The following is a 19,499-nucleotide window of genomic DNA, read 5'->3' on the forward strand; positions in this document are numbered from 1 at the left end:
TCAGTCCTCCTCGCGGCGCGCCAGGGCGACGGTGTAGTCGCGCCCCTGCTTGAGCTTGTCGTAATTGCCGAACACCTCGCGAAACCCCTTCTCGATGAAGCGTCGCAGCCCGGTAATGGTCACGACATACAACCGCCCTCCGGGGTTCATCTGCTCGTGCGCATCCAGCAGCCAGGTATAGAGCAGCTCGCGCCCGACCTTGGCCGGGAGATTGGAGGCGACGACATCGAAGCGACGGTCGCGGATATGCGAGAAGCCGTTGCTCAGCACGCATTCGACGTTGGCCAGCCCGTTACGCTCGGCATTCGCGCGGGCGTATTCCACCGCCATGAAGTTGGTGTCCACCAGGGTGCAGGCCCCGGGCTCGGCCTTGTGCGCCATCACCAGGCCGATCGGGCCGTAGCCGCAGCCGAGATCGAGGCAGCGATCACCGGAGGCGATCTCGGCGTGCCGCAGCAACAGCCGGGTCCCGTCGTCGATCCGCCGCGGCGAGAACAGGCCCCAGGTGGTCCGCAGGCGGAGCGGCACGCCTTCCAGGGTCTCCTCGATCTCGAGGTCCTGTTTCAGTTCGGCCTGACGCGCGCGCCGCGCGGCGGCATCGGGAAAATGGTTCCGGCTCATTGCGATGGTTCTCCGGCGAGGCCCCGCCACAGGGATTCGGCGACGTCGGCCACTGCGTCGGCGTCGTCCTCGTCCGGCAGGCCGACCACGTTTACATGCCCCATCTTGCGCCCCGGACGGGCCTCGGCCTTGCCGTACAGATGCAGCCGGGCCCGCGCCTCGCCGAGCACGCCGGTCCAGTCCGGCGCGGTGGCCGCCGGCCACAGGTCGCCCAGCAGGTTGACCATGGCCACCGGGGCCGTCGCCCGGGCCGGGGCCAGCGCCAGGCCACAGACCGCGCGCAGCTGCTGCTCGAACTGTGACACGCTGCAGGCATCCAGGGTGTAATGGCCGGAATTGTGGGGCCGCGGGGCGATCTCGTTGACCAGCAGCTCGCCGCCGGCGGTCACGAAGAACTCCACCGCCAGCACCCCGCAATAATCCAGATGCGACGCCACGCGTCGCGCCAGGTCTTCCGCCTGCTTCGCCAGATCGGCAGGCAGCCGTGCGGGGACGCGGGTCAGATGCAGGATGCCTCCGCGATGCGTATTCTCCGCGACAGGGAACACTTCGGTGGTTCCGTCCGGCGACCGCGCCACGATGACCGAAACCTCGCGCGCCAGATCCACCTGTTCCTCCAGCACGCAGTCCACCCCGCCCAGCTCGGCATAGGCCGCGGCCAGCGCATCCGCGCGGTCGAGGCGGACCTGACCCTTGCCGTCGTAGCCCAGACGGGTGGTCTTGAGCACCGCGGGAAAGCGCGGCGCCGCATTATCGGCGATCGCCACCTGCGGATCCGCGCCGGCAGGCACCGGCTGCCATGGCGCAACCGCGATGCCCGCCTCGCCCAGAAAGCGCTTCTCCTCCAGGCGATCCTGGGCAATCGTCAGCGCCCGCACCCCCGGCCGCAGGCAGCCACGCGCCGCGACCCGTTCCAGCGATTCGGCGGGAATGTTCTCGAACTCGGCGGTGACCACCGCGCAGGCATCGGCCAGCTGATCCAGCGCTGCGTGATCGTCGAATGCGGCGACGCGGTGCCAATCCGCGACCGCTCCGGCCGGGCTGCGCGGGTCCGGATCCATCACCATCACGGCATAGCCCGAACGGCGCGCGGCCAGCACGAAATAACGGCCCAGCTGGCCGCCGCCCAGCAGACCGAGGGTGGCGGGCGGAGCAATCATGACCGGTTCACGCCGGGTCCGGCGGCAGGGTCTGGCCGAGGACGGCGTCGCGCTGTTCGGCGCGGAAGGCATCCAGCCGGGCCGCGAGATCGGGGTCGCCGGTGGCCAGCATCGCGGCCGCGAACAGCGCGGCATTGGCGGCCCCCGATTCGCCGATGGCGAAGGTGGCCACCGGGATCCCGCGCGGCATCTGCACGATGGACAGCAGCGAGTCCTCGCCCTGCAGGTGACGCGAGGCCACGGGCACGCCGAGCACCGGCACCGGCGTCTTCGCGGCCAGCATGCCCGGCAGATGCGCGGCGCCGCCGGCCCCGGCGATGATCGCGGACAGCCCCCGCTCACGCGCCTGTTCGGCGTACTCGAACAGCAGGTCCGGCGTGCGATGCGCGGACACCACGCGGGTCTCGTGGGGGATTTCCAGACGCGCCAGCAACTCGGCCGCGCGCTCCATGGTGCCCCAGTCCGAGGTGCTCCCCATGACCACCCCTACGCGGGGCGGCGTTGTCGTTCCCGTGATATTCATCCGAGCAACGATAGCCGCCCGGCCCGGCGCGGACAAGACTTGACGCCCACGCGCCGACCGGAGGATTCCCCGGACGGGCCGAACCGCTACAATGGCGGGATGAACGATACCCTGCTCGAAAGTGACATCCCCGACCTGGAATGCGTCCACCGCGGCAAGGTGCGCGACCTGTACCGGGTGGACGACGACCACTGGCTGATGGTGACCACCGACCGGCTGTCGGCATTCGACGTGATCCTGCCTACGCCGGTGCCGGACAAGGGACGGGTGTTGACCGCGATCACCGTGTACTGGATGCGGCGCATCGAGCGCGAGCTGGGCATCCCCAATCAGCTGACCGATATACCGCTGGCCGAGGTGGTGCCGGACCCCGGGGTGCGCGCGCCGCTCGAGGGGCGCAGCCTGGTGGTGCGGCGACTGGAGGCCCTGCCGGTGGAAGCGGTGGTGCGCGGCTACCTGATCGGCTCCGGCTGGAAGGACTATCAGGCGACGGGTGCGGTCTGCGGTCTCCCGCTGCCACCGGGCCTGGAGCTGGCCGGGGCACTGCCGGAGCCATTGTTCACGCCCAGCACCAAGGCGGCGGTCGGGGATCATGACGAGAACGTCGACTTCGACCATGTCGCCGCTGCCATTGGCGAGGAGCGCGCGCGCGAGGTGCGTGACGCCAGCATCGCGATCTACAACCTGGCGCGCGAGCACGCCGCCGCGCGCGGAATCATCATCGCCGACACCAAATTCGAATTCGGGCTCGACCGCGAAGGCCGCCTGCATCTGATCGACGAGGTCCTGACACCCGACTCCTCGCGCTTCTGGCCGGCGGACGAATATACGCCGGGCCGCAGCCCCGCGTCGTTCGACAAGCAGTACGTGCGCGACTATCTCGAAACCCTGGACTGGGACAAGACGGCCCCGGGGCCGGCGCTGCCCGCGGAGATCGCCGAGCAGACGGCGGCGCGCTATCGCGAGGCGCTGGAACGCCTGACCGGGTCGCCGCTCGACCGGCCATGAATCCCGCGGGCCTGTTCGTCAGCGCCACCGACACCGGCGTGGGCAAGACCTTCGTTGGCTGCGCGCTGCTGCGGGCCTGGTGCGCGGCGGGGCTGAGGCCCGTCCCGTGCAAGCCGGCGGAATCCGGCTGCGAGACAGGGCCGGACGGCCTGTATCCCGCCGACGGCGTGGCCCTGACCGCCGCCGCGGGGCTGCCCCCGGCGGCAGTGGCACGGGTGACCCCCTGGCGATTCCCCGATGCCCTCGCCCCGGACCAGGCGGCGCGCAACGCCGGCCACCCGCTGTACCTCGCGGAACTGGTCGACGCCTGCGAGGCACAACGAAAAGGAGCGCAAGGGCCGCTGCTGGTGGAAGGCGCCGGCGGCTTCTATTCGCCGCTGGCCGAAGAAGCGCTGAACGCCGACCTGGCCGTGGCGCTCGGCCTGCCGGTGCTGCTGGTGGCGGAAGACCGCCTCGGGACGCTGAACACCTGCCTGCTGACGCTGGAGGCCCTGGAGCGGCGCGGACTCGCACTGGCGGGGATCGTGCTCAACCGGCGGCGGCCCGACACCGATCCACAACTGGACAACGCATCCGCCCTGCAACGGCGCACGCACGCGCCGGTGATCGAACTGGCCGAGGGGATTACCTCGGACCGCGCCGGTCAGAGGGTCTCGACCTCCATCGCATCGGGCCTGATTCCGCCTTCGGCCGGATCGGCCTCCGGCCGCTGATCCTCACCGCCCCGCGCCGGGGCCTCGTCGGCTTCGTCGCGGCGGAGCTCGAGCAGGGCATCCCGCAAGGCCTGGGTGCCGGGGTGATCCACGCGACGGCTCTCGAGGATGTGCACCGGACGCAGATCCTCGCGGTAGTAGGCCTCGTTGAAGTCTTCGCGGACGGTCAGGCGCGAGCCTTCGAAACTCATGCCCAGATACGCCCCGCGCGCCCGCGCGTAAGAAATGAAATCCGCATTGACGGAAGCGCTGCGCCCGGCGCCCACCGGGCCCGCGGCGACTTCGGCATCACCTCCCAGGCGCATGGACGAGGCGAACAGCGAATCGCGGGCATCGGGCCGCCGTGCGACCATCACCACCTCGGCGGCGTCCCCGCCGATCTGCACGCCGAAGCTGACGGATCCCAGAGAATAGAAACCCACTGGACTGTAGTCGCCCTCGTCTTCGTCCCAGGCCAGGGCCACGCCCAGCCCGCCGGATCCGCCAATGAAGAACCCCCCACGGATCACGCGCGGGAAGATCACCACCGCATGCGCTTCCCGCAGGTCGGCACGCAGTGCGGGGTAGTCGGGGTGCCCGGCCATGCGGGTGAGGGTGTCCTTGGCGCGGTCGACGATGTCCTGCGGATCGACGTCCCGCGCGAACGGATTGGCGCTGGCCGGCGGCGCCAGGGAAAGGATCAGGGCAAGGGCGAGGAGCAGGACTGCGAAATGACGCATCGGGACCTCCGGGGAGGGGCCGTTGTTCGGAACAGGGTGGCAATGATCGCACAAAAAAAGGGGGCCGAAGCCCCCTTTTTCGTGCATCCGTGCGCGGATCGCGAGATCAGTTGATCTTCGGATCCAGATCGCCGTTGTTGTAGCGGGCGACCATGTCGTCCAGCGACATCGGCTTGATCTTGGACGCCATCCCGGCGCAGCCGAAGGCTTCGAAGCGCTGCTTGCAGACGTCCTTCATGCCGGCGGTCGAGGCCTTCAGGAACTTGCGCGGGTCGAATTCCTTCGGGTTCTCGGCCAGGAACTTGCGCACCGCGCCGGTGGAGGCCATGCGCAGGTCGGTGTCGATGTTGACCTTGCGCACGCCGTGCTTGATGCCTTCCTGGATCTCCTTGACCGGGACACCATAGGTCTCGCCCATGTCACCGCCGTACTGGTTGATGATCTTCAGCCATTCTTCCGGTACCGAGGAGGAGCCGTGCATCACCAGGTGGGTGTCCGGGATGCGGGCGTGGATCTCCTTGACCCGCTCGATGGCCAGGATGTCACCGGTCGGCGGACGGGTGAACTTGTAGGCGCCGTGCGAGGTGCCGATGGCGATGGCCAGGGCGTCGCACTTGGTCTTCTTGACGAAGTCCGCGGCCTCGTCCGGGTCGGTCAGCAGCTGGTCGTGGGACAGCGTGCCTTCGGCGCCGGAACCGTCTTCCTCCCCGGCCTGGCCGGTTTCCAGGGAGCCCAGGCAGCCCAGCTCGCCTTCCACGGACACACCGCCGGAATGGGCCATCTCGGCGACCTTGGCGGTCACGTCGACGTTGTAGTCGTAGGTCGACGGGGTCTTCATGTCGGGCATCAGGGAGCCGTCCATCATCACCGAGGTGAAGCCCGACTGGATGGAACGCAGGCACACCGCCGGCTCGGAGCCGTGGTCCTGGTGCAGCGCGATCGGGATGTCCGGATACTGCTCGGCGGCCGCTTCGATCATGCGGCGCAGGAAGGGCTCCCCGGCGTACTTCCGCGCACCGGCGGACGCCTGAATGATCACGGGGGAGTCCACTTCCTTCGCGGCCTCCATGATCGAATGGATCTGTTCCATGTTGTTGGCGTTGTAGGCCGGCATGCCGTAGCCATGCTCGGCGGCATGGTCCAGCAGCTGGCGAAGCGAGATCAGTGCCATGGTTCCTCCTTACGGGATTCGCACTTCAGGTTGGGAACTGGACGTCCGGGTGACGGTCGCCGTCAGGCGACTTCGCCGGCCCGGACGATTTTCATTGCGTTGGTGCCGCCATGGGCACCCTGCAGGTCGCCCTTGGTGATTATGACCAGCTGGCCATCCTGCACGACCCCCTCGGCCTTGAGCAAGTTGACCGCTTCGCGGTTCAGGCTCTCATGGCTCTCCGGCAGCGAGTCGACATACACCGGGTAAACACCGCGGTACAGGCTCATGCGCCGGCTGGTGTCCATGCGCCGGGTCAGCGCGTAGATCGGGATCCCGGAACTGATCCGCGACATCCACAGCGCGGTGGCGCCGGACTCCGTGAGGGCCGCGATTGCCTGCACGTCCAGGTGGTTGGCGGTATACATGGTGGCCATCGCGATCGCCTCGTCCACCCGACCGAAGGTCGAGTCCATTCGGTGGTCGGACTGCCGCGCGGCACGCTGGCGCTCGGCGGCTTCGCAGATCCGGTCCATGCTGGAGACCACCCGTCCGGGATAGCGTCCGGTGGCGGTCTCGCCCGACAGCATCACCGCGTCGGTCCCGTCCAGCACCGCGTTGGCCACGTCGAAGACCTCCGCCCGCGTGGGGATCGGATTCTGGATCATGGTCTCCATCATCTGGGTCGCGGTGATGACCAGACGGTTGAGGGCGCGCGCCCGCGAGATCAGGGTCTTCTGCACCCCGGGCAATTCGGCATCGCCGATCTCCACGCCGAGATCCCCGCGCGCGATCATGATCACCTCGGTCGCCGAGATGATCTCGTCGATCACGTCCAGGGCCTCGGAACGCTCGATCTTGGCGCAGATCCCGGCCTCCCAGCCGGCCTCCTTCAACAGGCCGCGGGCAAGGTGGATGTCCTGCGCCGAGCGCGGAAAGGACACGGCCAGGTAGTCCACCTCCAGCTCGGCCGCCAGGCGGATGTCCTCGCGGTCCTTGTCGGTGATCGCCGGGGCGGACAGGCCTCCCCCCTGGCGATTGATGCCCTTGTTGTTGGACAGCTCGCCGCCGACCACGACCTCGGTTTCGACCCGGCTGGCCGCGACCGCGGTCACCTTGAGCACGATGCGACCGTCATCCAGCAGCAGGATGTCATCCGGGCGCACGTCCTTCGGCAGGTCGGTGTAGGTCAGGCCGACCTGGGTGTCGTCACCGTCGTCGCGGCCCAGACCCGCGTCCAGCGCGAACGGTGCGCCTTCTTCCAGGTGCACCTTGCCAGTGGCGAAGCGCTCGATGCGGATCTTGGGCCCCTGAAGATCGCCCAGGACACCGACCACGCGATGGGCGCGCTCGGCGGCCGCGCGCAGTCGCTGCACGCGGGCACGGTGGTCATCCGGATCCCCGTGCGAGAAGTTGACGCGCACGACATCGACGCCGGCCTGGATGATGGCATCCATGGCTTCGTCGCTGTCGGTCGCGGGGCCAAGGGTGGCTACGATCTTGGTGCGTCTCACGCGGGGCTCTCCGATGTTGGATGACGTAGCATTCAAGGCCGTTCAGCCCTTCGCCCGCTCCTCGAGCATCGCCACGGCCGGCAGCGTCTTGCCTTCCAGGAACTCGAGGAAGGCACCGCCGCCGGTGGAGATGTAGCTGATGCGCTCGGAGAGATCGTATTTGTCGATTGCCGCCAGTGTGTCGCCGCCGCCGGCAATGGAGAACGCATCGCTTTCCGCGATCGCCTCGCCCAGGGCCCGGGTGCCCGCGGCGAACTGATCGAACTCGAACACGCCCACCGGGCCGTTCCACACGATGGTGCCGGCATTACGCAGGGCTTGTGCGTAGGTGGAGGCGGTGTCCGGACCCACATCGAAGATCATGTCGTCGGCGCCGATCGCGTCCACCGCTTTGGTCTCCGCCGGCGTGCTGTCGGAAAACTCCTTGCCCACGGTGACGTCGGTCGGCACCGGGATCTCGCCGCCCTTGGCGCGCGCGGCTTCCATCAGCCGCTTCGATTCGTCGACCAGATCGGCCTCGTACAGCGAGTTGCCGACATCATGGCCCTGCGCCGCAATGAAGGTGTTGGCGATGCCGCCACCCACGATCAGCTGGTCCACGACCTTGGACAGCGACTCCAGCACGGTCAGCTTGGTCGAGACCTTGGACCCGCCGACGATTGCGACCAGCGGGCGCTTCGGGTTGTCCAGCGCCTTGCTCAGGGCTTCCAGTTCGCGGGCCAGCAGCGGACCGGCGCAGGCCTGCGGCGCGAACTTGCCGGCCCCGTGGGTGGAGGCCTGGGCGCGGTGAGCGGTACCGAAGGCGTCCATCACGTAGACGTCGCACAGCGCGGCGTACTTCTTCGCCAGCGCCTCGTCATCCTTCTTCTCGCCCTTGTTGAAACGGACGTTTTCCAGCATCACCACCTCGCCGGGCTGGATCTCCACCCCGTCGAGATAATCCCGCACCAGACGCACTTCGCGGCCGAGAAGCTGCCCCATGTGCTCGGCGACCGGGGCCAGGGAATCCTCCTCGGAGAATTCGCCCTCGGTGGGCCGGCCCAGGTGCGACATCAGCATCACGCCGGCGCCGCCTTCCAGGGCCTTCTGCACGGTCTCGAGACTCGCGCGGATACGCGCATCGGACGTGACCTTGCCGTCCTTGACGGGGACGTTCAGGTCCTGGCGCACGAGCACGCGGCGACCCTGCAGATCGAGATCGGTCATCTTGGTGACGGACATGGAATACCTCGCGGAAAAGGTTGGAACGAATAAAGTCTTCGGTGCAGCCCCCCTGGCGGGGAGGCTGCGCCCAAGACTCTGGCGGGATGCCGCCGGGAGCGGCACGCGCCCCGGCGGACTCCCCGCAGGTCTTATTGGGCGACGTGCTCCACCATGCGAAGCATGTTGCAGGTGTAGCCGTACTCGTTGTCGTACCAGGCCACGACTTTCACGAACGTCGGGTCCAGCTGGATGCCGGCGCCGGCATCGAACACCGACGGGGCGGTGTAGCCGCGGAAGTCGGTGGAGACCACCAGGTCTTCGGTGTAGCCCAGCACGCCCTTCAGCTCGCCCTCGGAGGCCTTCTTCATGGCCTCGCAGACGGCCTTGTAGTCGGCTTCGCCGTTGAGCTCGGCGGTCAGGTCCACCACCGAGACGTCGGAGGTCGGCACGCGGAAGGCCATGCCGGTCAGCTTGCCGTTCAGCTCGGTCAGCACCTTGCCCACGGCCTTGGCGGCACCGGTGGAGGACGGGATGATGTTCTCCAGGATGCCGCGGCCGCCGCGCCAGTCCTTCATGGACGGGCCGTCGACGGTCTTCTGCGTGGCGGTGGCGGCGTGCACGGTGGTCATCAGGCCGCGCTTGATGCCCCAGTTGTCGTGCAGGACCTTGGCCACCGGCGCCAGGGCGTTGGTGGTGCAGGAAGCGGCGGAGACCATGTTCTGGCCGCTGTAGTCGCCGTGGTTGACGCCGTAGACGAACATCGGGGTGTCGTCCTTGGACGGGGCGGACATCACGACCTTCTTCGCCCCGGCGTCCAGGTGCTTCTGCGCGGTGTCGGCGGTCAGGAACAGGCCGGTGGACTCGATCACCACGTCGGCGCCGATGTCGCCCCACTTCAGGGCGGACGGATCCTTCTCCGCGGTCAGGCGGATGCGGTTGCCGTTCACGACCAGGTCATTGCCCTCGACGCTGATGTCGCCTTCGAAGCGGCCGTGGACCGAATCGTAGCGCAGCATGTAGGCCAGGTATTCCGGATCCAGCAGGTCATTGATGCCGACCACCTGCAGGTTGGGGAAGTCCTGGGCGATGGCGCGGAAGGCCATGCGCCCGATGCGGCCGAAACCGTTGATACCAACCTTGATAGCCATGGGAGTCTCCTCTTTTCAGCTCTTATTGAAAATCGTCGGGGCTCAGCCGTTCAGCACGTCGCGGGCGATCTGCGCGACATTCTCCGGCTTGAAGCCGAAGTAATCGAACAGCGCACCGCCCGGGGCGGATTCGCCGAAGCAGTCCATGCCGAACACCGCGCCGTCCATGCCGGTGAACTTGTACCAGCCCGCGGTGGCGCCGGCCTCCACGGCCACGCGCTTGCGCACGGCGGACGGCAGCACGGATTCGCGGTAGGCCGGATCCTGCTGTTCGAACAGTTCCACGCAGGGCATGGACACGACGCGCGCCTTCTTGCCCTCGCCGGCCAGCGTCTCGGCCGCCTGCACGGCCAGCTCGACCTCGGAACCGGTCGCGATGAAGATCAGATCCGGGGTGCCGTCGCAGTCCTTCAGCACGTAGCCACCGCGCGCGATGTTGGCGAGCTGTTCGCCGTCGCGCTCCATGTGCGGCAGGCCCTGGCGCGACAGGATGAACGCGGACGGGCCGTCGGTGCGCTCGATGCCGGCCTTCCAGGCGACAGCCGTCTCGACCGCGTCACAGGGGCGCCACACGTTCAGGTTGGGGATCAGGCGCAGGCTCGGGGTCTGCTCGATCGGCTGGTGGGTCGGGCCGTCCTCGCCAAGGCCGATGGAATCATGCGTCAGCACGTACATCACGCGCTGCTTCATCAGCGCGGACATGCGGATGCCGTTACGCGCATAGTCCGAGAAGATCAGGAAGGTCCCGCCGTACGGGATGAACCCGCCGTGCAGCGCGATCCCGTTCATGATCGCGGCCATGCCGAACTCGCGCACGCCGTAGTACACGTAGTTGCCCGCGGCGTCTTCCTTGCTGACGCCCTTCGAGCCGCTGTACATGGTCAGGTTGGAGCCGGCCAGGTCGGCGGAGCCGCCCAGCAGTTCCGGCAGGGCCGGGGCGTAGCCACCGATGGTGGCCTGCGACGCCTTGCGCGAGGCGACCTTCTCGGCCTTCTCTACGGTCTGCTTGATGAAGGCATTGGCCTTCTCGCTCCAGTCGGCGGGCAGATCACCGGCCATGCGACGCTCGAACTCGGCCGCCAGCTCCGGATGCGCCTGCTTGTAGGCGGCGAAACGCTCGTTCCATTCGGCTTCGGCCCTGGCCCCCTTGTCCTTCGCGTTCCAGCCGGCGTAGATGTCGTCCGGGATCTCGAACGGGCCGTGTTCCCAGCCCAGTTCCTTGCGGGTCAGCGCGACTTCGTCGTCGCCCAGCGCGGCGCCATGGCACTCTTCCTTGCCGGACTTGTTCGGGGAACCGAAGCCGATCACGGTGCGGCAGCAGACCAGGGTCGGCTTGCCGGTTTCCTTGCGGGCCTGCTCGATCGCGGCCTTGACCGCATCGGCGTCATGGCCGTCCACGTCGCGCACCACGTGCCAGCCATAGGCCTCGAAACGGGACGGGGTGTCGTCGGTGAACCAGCCTTCGACCTCGCCGTCGATGGAGATGCCGTTGTCATCCCAGAACGCGACCAGCTTGCCCAGGCCCAGGGTGCCGGCCAGCGCGCAGGCCTCGTGCGAGACGCCTTCCATCAGGCAGCCGTCACCGAGGAACACATAGGTGTTGTGGTCGACAATCTCGTGCCCGGGCTGGTTGAAATGCGCGGCCATCATCTTCTCGGCCAGCGCCATACCCACGGCATTGGAGACACCCTGGCCCAGCGGGCCGGTGGTGGTCTCGACCCCGGCGGTGTAGCCGTACTCCGGATGGCCGGGGGTCTGCGAATGCAGCTGACGGAACTGCTTGAGCTCGTCCATCGGCAGGTCGTAGCCGGTCAGATGCAGCAGCGAGTACACCAGCATCGAGCCGTGCCCGTTGGACATCACGAAACGGTCGCGGTCGGCCCAGTCCGGGTTCGCCGGGTTGTGCTGCATGTAGTCGTTCCACAGCACCTCGGCGATGTCCGCCATCCCCATCGGGGCCCCCGGGTGACCGGAATTGGCCTTCTGGACCGCGTCCATGGAAAGGGCGCGGATGGCATTGGCAAGCTCTCTACGGGTGGGCATGCGGGTCTCCTGCTCAAGTGATGAAAGATTCTGGCCGGGGCGGGAACCGGTCTGACGGCTCCGGCGCTGCAGCATCAAGGCGCGCCGGGCGGACCGGACATGGGACGGACGAGGCCGCACAACCCCAGCAACGGCGGAGCATTTTGGCCACTTTCAAGCAGCGGGGCAAGTCGCGCCCTCGCGCGCTTCGGCGGCCGTCACACGGCATTGGGCGGGAGGCCTTCACGAAGGCTTCACCCGGGGGGGGGCTTAGAAATTCCCGGCGAGTCGCGTTACACTAGCGGTCGTTTTGCGCAAAACTAAATCGAAACGACAGAAAAGGAACGCTTAATGTCCAACTACATCTTCACCTCGGAATCGGTCTCTGCGGGTCACCCCGACAAGATGGCCGACCTGGTCTCCGACACCATCGTCGACGCCATCATCGAGCAGGATCCGCACGCCCGCATCGCGTGTGAAACCGCCACCAAGACCGGCATGGTGATGCTGCTGGGCGAGATCACCACCGGCGCGCAGATCGATTACGAGCGCCTGGTGCGCGAGACCGTCTGCGAGATCGGCTACGACGATTCCCACAAGGGCTTCGACGGCAACACCTGCGCCGTGCTGAACGTGCTGGGCGAGCAGTCCCAGGACATCGCCATGGGCGTGGACCGCGACGTCTCCGACCGCGCCACCCAGGGCGCCGGTGACCAGGGCCTGATGTTCGGCTACGCCGCGCGCGAAACCGATACCCTGATGCCCGCCCCGATCTTCTACGCCCACAAGATGGTGCGCATCCAGTCCGAGCTGATGAAGAGCGGCAAACTGCCGTGGCTGCGCCCGGACGCCAAGAGCCAGGTCTCCCTGCGCTATGAAGACGGCAAGCCGGCCGGCCTGGACGCGGTCGTGCTGTCCACTCAGCACAGCCCGGAGATCTCCCAGAAGGACCTGCAGGAAGCCATCTATGAAGAGATCTTCAAGAAGGTCCTGCCGGCCGAGTGGCTCAGCCAGGTCTCCGATGACCAGATCCACATCAACCCGACCGGCAAGTTCGAAATCGGCGGCCCGGTGGGCGACGCCGGTCTGACCGGTCGCAAGATCATCGTCGACACCTACGGCGGCATGGCCCGCCACGGTGGCGGTGCGTTCTCCGGCAAGGACCCGTCCAAGGTGGACCGCTCCGCTGCTTACGCCGGCCGCTACGTGGCCAAGAACGTCGTCGCCGCCGGCCTGGCCGACAAGTGCGAGATCCAGGTCTCCTACGCCATCGGCGTGGCCGACCCGACCTCGATCACCATCGACACCTTCGGCACCGGCAAGATCGACGACCGTCGCATCGAGACGCTGGTCCGTGACATCTTCGACCTGCGTCCGTGGGGCCTGGTCCAGATGATGGATCTGCTGCGTCCGATCTACAAGGCGACCGCCGCCTACGGGCACTTCGGCCGCGAAGACGTCGACCTCCCCTGGGAGCGCACCGACAAGGCCGAGGAACTCAAGAAGGCCGCCGGACTCTAAGAGAGTCCATATTACGTAAGCGAAACACCCATCCGGCTGAGGAGCGCTGCAGCGGTTCCACCGTCAGGCTCAGCCGGATGTTCCCTGAAGTACACGGCGCTCATCCAGACCAACGGAGAAGTAACACCATGAATGCTGTGATGGATGCCAAGAAAACCGGCGATTACGTCGTCAAGGACATCAACCAGGCCGAGTTCGGCCGCAAGGAAATCGCGATCGCCGAGACCGAAATGCCCGGTCTGATGCAGACTCGCGAAGAGTACGCGGCCTCCCAGCCGCTGAAGGGCGCCAAGATCGCCGGCTCCCTGCACATGACCATCCAGACCGCCGTGCTGATCCAGACCCTGGAAGCGCTGGGTGCCGAGGTCCGCTGGGCCTCCTGCAACATCTACTCCACGCAGGACCACGCTGCCGCGGCCATCGCCGACAACGGCACGCCGGTCTTCGCCGTGAAGGGTGAGACCCTGGAAGAGTACTGGGACTACTGCCACCGCATCTTCGAATTCGACGGCGGTGCCAACATGATCCTGGACGACGGTGGCGACGCGACCCTGCTGCTGCACATCGGCGCCAAGGCCGAGAAAGACCCCTCCGTGCTGGAAAACCCCGAGCACGAAGAGGAAGTGGCCCTGTTCGCCAAGATCAAGGAACGCCTGGCCGAGCAGCCCACCTGGTACTCGGACATGCTGTCCAGGATCCACGGCGTGACCGAAGAGACCACCACCGGCGTGCACCGTCTGTACCAGATGGCGAAGACCGGCGAGCTGGCCTTCCCCGCCATCAACGTCAACGACTCGGTCACCAAGTCCAAGTTCGACAACCTGTACGGCTGCCGCGAGTCCACCGTGGACTCCATCAAGCGCGCCACCGACGTGATGATCGCGGGCAAGATCTCCGTGGTCGCCGGCTACGGTGACGTCGGCAAGGGTGCCGCCCAGTCGCTGCGTGGTCTCGGCTCCACCGTGTGGGTCACCGAAATCGACCCGATCTGCGCCCTGCAGGCCGCGATGGAAGGCTTCCGCGTCGTGACCATGGACGAAGCCGCCGACAAGGCCGACATCTTCATCACCGCCACGGGCAACAAGGACGTGATCACCGAAGATCACATGACCCGGATGAAGGATCAGGCCATCGTCTGCAACATCGGCCACTTCGACTCCGAGATCGACGTCGCCTCGATGCGCAAGTACGAGTGGGACAACATCAAGCCGCAGGTTGACCACATCATCCTTCCGAACGGCAACCGCATCCTGATGCTGGCCGAAGGCCGTCTGGTGAACCTGGGCTGCGGCACGGGCCACCCGTCCTTCGTGATGTCCAACTCGTTCACCAACCAGACGCTGGCGCAGATCGAGCTCTGGAACAAGGGCTCGGAGTACGACAAGCAGGTCTACATCCTGCCGAAGCATCTGGACGAGAAGGTCGCGAACCTGCACCTGAAGAAGCTGGGCGCGAACCTGACGCGCCTGACCGACGACCAGGCCAAGTACCTGGGCATGTCGGTGGATGGTCCGTTCAAGCCGGAACACTACCGCTACTGATCGGCCAGCCTCACATTAGTCAACTGACTGTGTGACAGCCCGGGCGGGCCGCATACTCGTGCGGTCCGCCTTCTTTTTGTCTGGAGGACAAGCAATGAGCAATCAGGAACGCGTCTTCAGCGTTGAATTCTTCCCGCCCAAGGACGAGGCCGGCGCCGAACGTCTGGCCAAGGCCCGCAAACGTCTGGGCGCCCTCAAGCCCGAGTTCTACTCGGTGACCTTCGGCGCCGGCGGTTCGACCCGCGACCGCACTCTCGAGACGGTCAAGGACATCATCAACAACGACGGCATCCCGGCGGCCCCGCACGTCTCCTGCATTTCGTCCACCAAGGACGAACTGCGCGACCTGCTGAACGCCTATCGGGACATTGGTGTGGACCGCATCGTGGCCCTGCGTGGCGACCTGCCGTCCGGTACCAGGCATTCCGGTGGCGATTTCCGCTACGCATCGGAGCTGGTGGAGTTCGTGCGTGCCGAATTCGGTAACCAGTTCAAGATCGAGGTGGCGGCCTATCCGGAGTTCCATCCGCAGGCCCCCAGCGCCGAGAAGGATCTGGACAACTTCAAGACCAAGGTGGATGCCGGCGCCGACACCGCCATCACCCAGTATTTCTACAACGTGGACGCCTATGTCGCGTTCATGGAACGGGTGCAAGCGATGGGGATCACCATCCCGATCATTCCGGGAATCATGCCGATCACCAACTACACCCAGATCGTGCGCTTCTCCGAGATGTGCGGTGCCGAGATCCCGCGCTACATCCGCAAGCGGATGGAGGCGTATGGCGACGACAAGGACTCGATCCGCAAGTTCGGCATCGAGCAGGCCACCCGCCTGACCGACGATCTGCTGGAAAAGGGCGCCCCCGGCATCCACTTCTATTCGATGAACCAGGCCGGCCCGACCGAACAGATCTGGAAGGACCTGGACCTCGACAGCCGTCGCTGACCATGCGCTGCCCCCGTCTGCTGATCGAGAACGCCGATCTGGCGGCGGGGCTGCGTTTGCCGGCCCCGGAGGATCGACTGCATTACGCCACCCGGGTTCTCCGGCTGAAGGACGGCGCCGCGTGCCGTCTGTTTGACGGCCGCGGCAATGAATTCGACGCCCGCCTGGAGACCGCCGGTCGCCGGGCGGGCGTTTTTCATCTGGGGGAACGCGCCACCGAACCGACCACCCCGCGCTTCCCGATCACCCTTCTCCAGGGCATCGCGCGTGGCGATCACATGGATCTTGCGCTGCAGAAGGCCGTGGAACTGGGCGTTTCGCGTATCCGGCCGGTTCTGTGCGAGCGCAGCCGCTCGGCTGGTGGTCACAAGGGCCTGGACCGCCGCCAGAGTCACTGGCAGGGCGTCATTGCGGCGGCTGCGGAGCAGTGCGGACGGAACGAACTGCCGGTGCTGGAGTCCGTCGGCCAGCCGGACGCAGTGCTGCGACGGGACGGTCCCGGTTCCACCGCCAGCCTCGCATTGCTCGCGGATGAAACCGGCGCGCCACTGTCGCGGATCGTGGAATCCCGCCAGTCCGTGGCGACGGAGAACGCCAGCGTCTTCGTGGGCCCGGAAGGCGGCCTGACCGATGCCGAGCGCACCCTCGCTCGCGACCACGGGTTCCACCCTGTACGCACCGGCCCGCGAACGCTGCGCACCGAGACGGCCGCCATCGCGATTCTGACGCTGGTGCAATGGCGCTTCGGTGACCTGGAGCCACCCGGCGAGTAGCCTCAGTCTGCCGGAGCCGGGCGTGTTTCCGAAGTCCCGGACGAGCGGGCGGTCATGCCCGTACCGGGAAGCTCCCGGAGCCGGGCCTCGACGGTATCCAGGCGCAGCAGGTGCGTGGTCACGCCCGATGCCTTGACCCGCCACGACCAGGGTGTGGTCTCCACCCCTTCCAGAGCGAAGATGTTCTGCGGCGTGACACGCACCGGGTGCGGTGTCCCCCTGACCTCCAGCGCGTAGTACGGGAGCGACTCCGGCTCGTCCGCGCCCTGCAGGACGAGAAGACGGGTGAACCGGCGATGATCCTCGCCGGTGTCGCGCGCCGGATCCAGCAGATGATTCACGTTGATCACCGGAATCTGCAGTTCGTTCCAGATCAGGGGGGCCGCAAGCCATGGCCGTTCGGCCGAAAGCTCGTCTTCCTCCAGGCTCGAACCCGGCCGGGTGGTGACCTCCAGCAGGGCGCTGCGCGGCAGCAGGATGGAGCCCGCCTCCAGCTGCACGATCACTGCTTCAACGCGACCTTCGCTCTCGCTCATCGTTCTCCTCCGCGCCCGGCAGGCCTCATGCCGGAGTGCCCTCCAGCTGATGCTCGATCTCGCTGAGCAGGTCGTTCTCGAGGTACGGCTTGCCGAGATAACCGTTCACACCCAGCCGCATGGCTCGCTCGCGGTGCTTGGAACCGCTGCGCGAGGTGATCATGATGATGGGCACCGCGTGAAATTCCGGATGCTCCCGCACGTGGGCAGCGAATTCGAACCCGTCCATACGCGGCATCTCCACGTCCAGCAGGATCAGATGCGGCCGGCGCTCGTCCAGGAGCGTCACCGCATCGAGGCCGTCGCGCGCGGTCACTACCTCGTAGCCCCTGCGGGTCAACAAACGCGCGGTCACCTTGCGAATGGTGATCGAGTCGTCGACCACCATGATGCGCGTCGCGGCGCTTTCGGGCTCGACGGCCTCGGCCTCGGCGGCGGTCGCCACGGTTGCGAACCGCATAAGCATGCTCAGATCCAGGATCAGCATCACCGAGCCGTCACCCTGCAGCGTGGCCCCGGCCACACCGGGGATCCGGCTCAGCACCGGACCGACCGACTTGACCACCACCTCCTGGCTGCCCGCCAGGCCATCCACGCGCAGCGCGACCTTCTGCTCGTCCGCACGTACCAGCAGCAGCGGGAAAGGCTCCTCCGGCAATGGGTGAACCCCGGCCTGGGTCTCGATGCAAAGGATCTCGCCCAGTGAATGCAGGGCGTATTCCTGGCCCACATAGCTGTAGGTCGGTGCCGCGCCGGAGTCGTCGATCTCCTCGCGCCGCGCGCGTACCACGCCCTCGACCGAGGCCATCGGAACCGCAAAGGTCTCCTCCCCAACCTGCACCAATAACGACTGGCTGATCGCCAGCGTGAACGGGAGCCGCAAAGTAAACCGCGATCCGGAACCCGGGATGGAATCGATGTCCAGCGTTCCGCCGAGCTGCTTGACCTCCGCGTTGACCACATCCATGCCCACACCGCGCCCGGCCACATGGTTCACCGAGGCGGCGGTCGAGAATCCGGACTGCAGGATCAGCTGCAGGGCCTGATTGTCACTCAGTTCCGCCTCCGGCGTGATGACTCCGCGGTCGATGGCCTTGGCCCGCACGACCTCGGCATCGATGCCGCCACCATCATCGGCAACCTCCATCCGGATCTCGCTGCCGGCCTGCTCCAGGCTTACCGTGATGTGGCCTTCCCGCGGCTTTCCACGTTCTTCCCGTTCGTCGGGCGTTTCGATGCCGTGCGCCACCGCATTGCGCAGCAAGTGTTCCAGCGGGGCCACCAGGCGCTCCAGCAGGGCACGGTCGAGCTCGGAATCCTGGCCGACGAAATCCACCCGGACCTCGCGCTGCATGTCGTCGGCCGCCGCGCGCACCACGCGCCGCAGGCGTGGCGCCATGCGCGCGAACCGGACCATGCGCTGCCGCATCAACTGGTCCTGCAGCTCGGTACCCACGCGTTTTTCCTGCACCAGCACGCCGCCGGCGGTCCGGAGCTCGTCGTCCACCTCCTGCTTCAGGCTGTCGAGGTCGCTCACACTCTCCGCCAGCGCGCGCGAAAGTTGCTGAATCCCGGAGTAGCGATCCATCTCCAGCGGATCGAAATCCACCTGCTCCTCGCCGGTTTCCTGCTCCACCCGGAACAGCACCTGCGCTTCGGTTTCGATCTCGAGCTTGCGCAGCTGTTCGCGCACCCGCGTGATGGTCCGGTCCAGTTCCTCGATCTGATTCTCGACCCGTCCGACCGTTTGCTCGAAACGCCGATGGAACGTCGCCAGTTCGCCGGCATTGTTCACCAGGCTGTCGAGGACCTCCGCGTCCATCCGCACCTGGTCCTGCAGCTTGCGGCTACCCGTTTCGGCATCTGCGGCCCGGGTTGCGGCCTCCCCGCCCGCCGGCGCCTCGCTCGGCTCGGCTTCGGCGGTCTCCTCCCCGGTCTCCTCCGCGCCGTCACCTTCGGCTTCTTCTTCCAGCGTCCAGTGCCTCAGGACCGCCAGTTCCCGGCTTTCGTTTTCATCCGTCTGCCACGGTCCGACGCCGCGCTCGACCAGGCCCTGCACCTCCACCAGGGCCTTCTCCGCCGCGTCGAAGAACGACGGACGAGGGTCCTGGCCCGCTTCGGTCTCTATCCCCAGGGTGGTTTCCAGAGCGTGGGCAATCGCGCCCACCACCGTGAAGCCCGCCATCCGGGCGCTTCCCTTGAGGGTGTGCACCTCGCGCTGGAAGGCTTCCTGGTCCGGTCCGGGCCGGCCGCCGGCCTCGCGCCAGGCCGCCAGGGTATGGAACGCCTGCTCGAGAATGTCATGGGCCTCCTCGATGAAGACCTCGCCGAACTCCGGATCAATCTCGTCTTCCGCCGGGTGGGAGGCCGCATCGACGGGCTCTGGCTCTGGCTCTGG

17 protein-coding genes and 1 riboswitch are annotated in these 19,499 nt (G+C 66.9%); of the genes, 6 read left to right on the forward strand and 11 right to left on the reverse strand.

Going from position 1 to position 19,499, the window contains the following annotated elements:
• From B1A74_RS11940 to purE, 3 genes are read right to left on the reverse strand one after another with little or no spacing between them, the layout of a single operon-like run.
• Positions 1–621, reverse strand: coding sequence for a class I SAM-dependent methyltransferase (locus B1A74_RS11940; protein WP_077244756.1), 621 nt, complete (start codon positions 619–621; stop codon positions 1–3).
• Entirely contained in the window at positions 618–1,781 is a 1,164-nt protein-coding gene (locus B1A74_RS11945; RefSeq protein ID WP_077244757.1) for a 5-(carboxyamino)imidazole ribonucleotide synthase, read from the reverse strand. Before B1A74_RS11945 ends, B1A74_RS11940 begins: the two co-directional genes overlap by 4 nt.
• A 7-nt stretch (positions 1,782–1,788) precedes the next feature.
• Complete coding sequence (gene purE / locus B1A74_RS11950; RefSeq protein ID WP_279625494.1) at positions 1,789–2,304, reverse strand: 5-(carboxyamino)imidazole ribonucleotide mutase; 516 nt, start codon at positions 2,302–2,304, stop codon at positions 1,789–1,791.
• Positions 2,305–2,403: 99 nt separating this feature from the next.
• Between purE and B1A74_RS11955 the strand changes: the two genes are divergently transcribed.
• Together B1A74_RS11955 and bioD are read left to right on the forward strand one after the other, a co-directional pair.
• Entirely contained in the window at positions 2,404–3,312 is a 909-nt protein-coding gene (locus B1A74_RS11955; RefSeq protein WP_077244759.1) for a phosphoribosylaminoimidazolesuccinocarboxamide synthase, read from the forward strand.
• Positions 3,309–4,025 (forward strand): dethiobiotin synthase, encoded by a 717-nt coding sequence (gene bioD / locus B1A74_RS11960; protein ID WP_077244760.1) that lies wholly within the window; start codon positions 3,309–3,311, stop codon positions 4,023–4,025. Before B1A74_RS11955 ends, bioD begins: the two co-directional genes overlap by 4 nt.
• Here bioD and B1A74_RS11965 read toward each other — a convergent pair.
• The 6 genes from B1A74_RS11965 to tkt form a co-directional block, all read right to left on the reverse strand.
• Positions 3,956–4,744 carry a lipid-binding SYLF domain-containing protein gene (locus B1A74_RS11965; protein WP_018947545.1) on the reverse strand — a complete coding sequence of 263 codons (789 nt, stop codon included), beginning with the start codon at positions 4,742–4,744 and terminating at the stop codon, positions 3,956–3,958. The two genes, bioD and B1A74_RS11965, sit on opposite strands and share 70 nt — an antisense overlap.
• Positions 4,745–4,850: 106 nt before the next feature.
• Positions 4,851–5,915: a class II fructose-bisphosphate aldolase gene (gene fba / locus B1A74_RS11970; protein WP_018947546.1), complete on the reverse strand. Its 1,065-nt coding sequence runs from the start codon at positions 5,913–5,915 to the stop codon at positions 4,851–4,853.
• 62 nt (positions 5,916–5,977) lie between these two features.
• Positions 5,978–7,408, reverse strand: a complete 1,431-nt coding sequence (pyk, locus tag B1A74_RS11975) for a pyruvate kinase (RefSeq protein ID WP_077244761.1) — start codon at positions 7,406–7,408, stop codon at positions 5,978–5,980.
• A 42-nt stretch (positions 7,409–7,450) separates the two neighbouring features.
• Positions 7,451–8,629, reverse strand: coding sequence for a phosphoglycerate kinase (locus tag B1A74_RS11980; protein ID WP_024328302.1), 1,179 nt, complete (start codon positions 8,627–8,629; stop codon positions 7,451–7,453).
• A 131-nt stretch (positions 8,630–8,760) separates the two neighbouring features.
• The gene (gene gap / locus B1A74_RS11985) at positions 8,761–9,759 is read right to left on the reverse strand and encodes a type I glyceraldehyde-3-phosphate dehydrogenase (RefSeq protein ID WP_077244762.1); all 999 of its coding nucleotides are present in this window, start codon (positions 9,757–9,759) and stop codon (positions 8,761–8,763) included.
• Positions 9,760–9,801: 42 nt separating this feature from the next.
• Entirely contained in the window at positions 9,802–11,802 is a 2,001-nt protein-coding gene (gene tkt, locus B1A74_RS11990; RefSeq protein WP_018947550.1) for a transketolase, read from the reverse strand.
• Positions 11,803–12,132: 330 nt separating this feature from the next.
• On the opposite strand from tkt, the gene metK reads away from it, so the two are divergent.
• The 4 genes from metK to B1A74_RS12010 all read left to right on the forward strand — a co-directional run bounded on the left by metK (position 12,133) and on the right by B1A74_RS12010 (position 16,565).
• The gene (metK, locus tag B1A74_RS11995) at positions 12,133–13,302 is read left to right on the forward strand and encodes a methionine adenosyltransferase (protein WP_018947551.1); all 1,170 of its coding nucleotides are present in this window, start codon (positions 12,133–12,135) and stop codon (positions 13,300–13,302) included.
• A 32-nt stretch (positions 13,303–13,334) separates the two neighbouring features.
• A riboswitch (S-adenosyl-L-homocysteine riboswitch) is annotated at positions 13,335–13,411 on the forward strand.
• Between the two features lie 19 nt (positions 13,412–13,430).
• On the forward strand, positions 13,431–14,843 hold the full coding sequence (gene ahcY / locus B1A74_RS12000) for an adenosylhomocysteinase (RefSeq protein WP_077244763.1): 1,413 nt from the start codon (positions 13,431–13,433) through the stop codon (positions 14,841–14,843).
• Positions 14,844–14,937: 94 nt separating this feature from the next.
• Positions 14,938–15,792 (forward strand): methylenetetrahydrofolate reductase [NAD(P)H], encoded by an 855-nt coding sequence (gene metF / locus B1A74_RS12005; protein WP_024328305.1) that lies wholly within the window; start codon positions 14,938–14,940, stop codon positions 15,790–15,792.
• A gap of 2 nt (positions 15,793–15,794) precedes the next feature.
• On the forward strand, positions 15,795–16,565 hold the full coding sequence (locus tag B1A74_RS12010; RefSeq protein ID WP_077244764.1) for a 16S rRNA (uracil(1498)-N(3))-methyltransferase: 771 nt from the start codon (positions 15,795–15,797) through the stop codon (positions 16,563–16,565).
• A gap of 2 nt (positions 16,566–16,567) precedes the next feature.
• On the opposite strand, the gene B1A74_RS12015 is transcribed toward B1A74_RS12010, so the two are convergent.
• Entirely contained in the window at positions 16,568–17,101 is a 534-nt protein-coding gene (locus tag B1A74_RS12015) for a chemotaxis protein CheW (RefSeq protein WP_077244765.1), read from the reverse strand.
• Between the two features lie 25 nt (positions 17,102–17,126).
• A partial coding sequence (locus tag B1A74_RS12020; protein WP_143592259.1) for a hybrid sensor histidine kinase/response regulator occupies positions 17,127–19,499 on the reverse strand: 2,373 nt, incomplete at its 5' end.

The organism is Thioalkalivibrio halophilus, from assembly GCF_001995255.1.
Classification (GTDB): Bacteria; Pseudomonadota; Gammaproteobacteria; order Ectothiorhodospirales; family Ectothiorhodospiraceae; genus Thioalkalivibrio; species Thioalkalivibrio halophilus.

Bases quoted from the DNA above. Each gene is read 5' to 3' on its own strand.
- B1A74_RS11940 (WP_077244756.1), bottom strand. From the start codon at position 621: ATGAGCCGGAACCATTTTCCCGATGCCGCCGCGCGGCGCGCGCGTCAG.
- B1A74_RS11945 (WP_077244757.1), bottom strand. From the start codon at position 1,781: ATGATTGCTCCGCCCGCCACCCTCGGTCTGCTGGGCGGCGGCCAGCTG.
- purE (WP_279625494.1), bottom strand. From the start codon at position 2,304: ATGAATATCACGGGAACGACAACGCCGCCCCGCGTAGGGGTGGTCATG.
- B1A74_RS11955 (WP_077244759.1), top strand. From the start codon at position 2,404: ATGAACGATACCCTGCTCGAAAGTGACATCCCCGACCTGGAATGCGTC.
- bioD (WP_077244760.1), top strand. From the start codon at position 3,309: ATGAATCCCGCGGGCCTGTTCGTCAGCGCCACCGACACCGGCGTGGGC.
- B1A74_RS11965 (WP_018947545.1), bottom strand. From the start codon at position 4,744: ATGCGTCATTTCGCAGTCCTGCTCCTCGCCCTTGCCCTGATCCTTTCC.
- fba (WP_018947546.1), bottom strand. From the start codon at position 5,915: ATGGCACTGATCTCGCTTCGCCAGCTGCTGGACCATGCCGCCGAGCAT.
- B1A74_RS11980 (WP_024328302.1), bottom strand. From the start codon at position 8,629: ATGTCCGTCACCAAGATGACCGATCTCGATCTGCAGGGTCGCCGCGTG.
- gap (WP_077244762.1), bottom strand. From the start codon at position 9,759: ATGGCTATCAAGGTTGGTATCAACGGTTTCGGCCGCATCGGGCGCATG.
- tkt (WP_018947550.1), bottom strand. From the start codon at position 11,802: ATGCCCACCCGTAGAGAGCTTGCCAATGCCATCCGCGCCCTTTCCATG.
- metK (WP_018947551.1), top strand. From the start codon at position 12,133: ATGTCCAACTACATCTTCACCTCGGAATCGGTCTCTGCGGGTCACCCC.
- ahcY (WP_077244763.1), top strand. From the start codon at position 13,431: ATGAATGCTGTGATGGATGCCAAGAAAACCGGCGATTACGTCGTCAAG.
- metF (WP_024328305.1), top strand. From the start codon at position 14,938: ATGAGCAATCAGGAACGCGTCTTCAGCGTTGAATTCTTCCCGCCCAAG.
- B1A74_RS12010 (WP_077244764.1), top strand. From the start codon at position 15,795: ATGCGCTGCCCCCGTCTGCTGATCGAGAACGCCGATCTGGCGGCGGGG.
- B1A74_RS12015 (WP_077244765.1), bottom strand. From the start codon at position 17,101: ATGAGCGAGAGCGAAGGTCGCGTTGAAGCAGTGATCGTGCAGCTGGAG.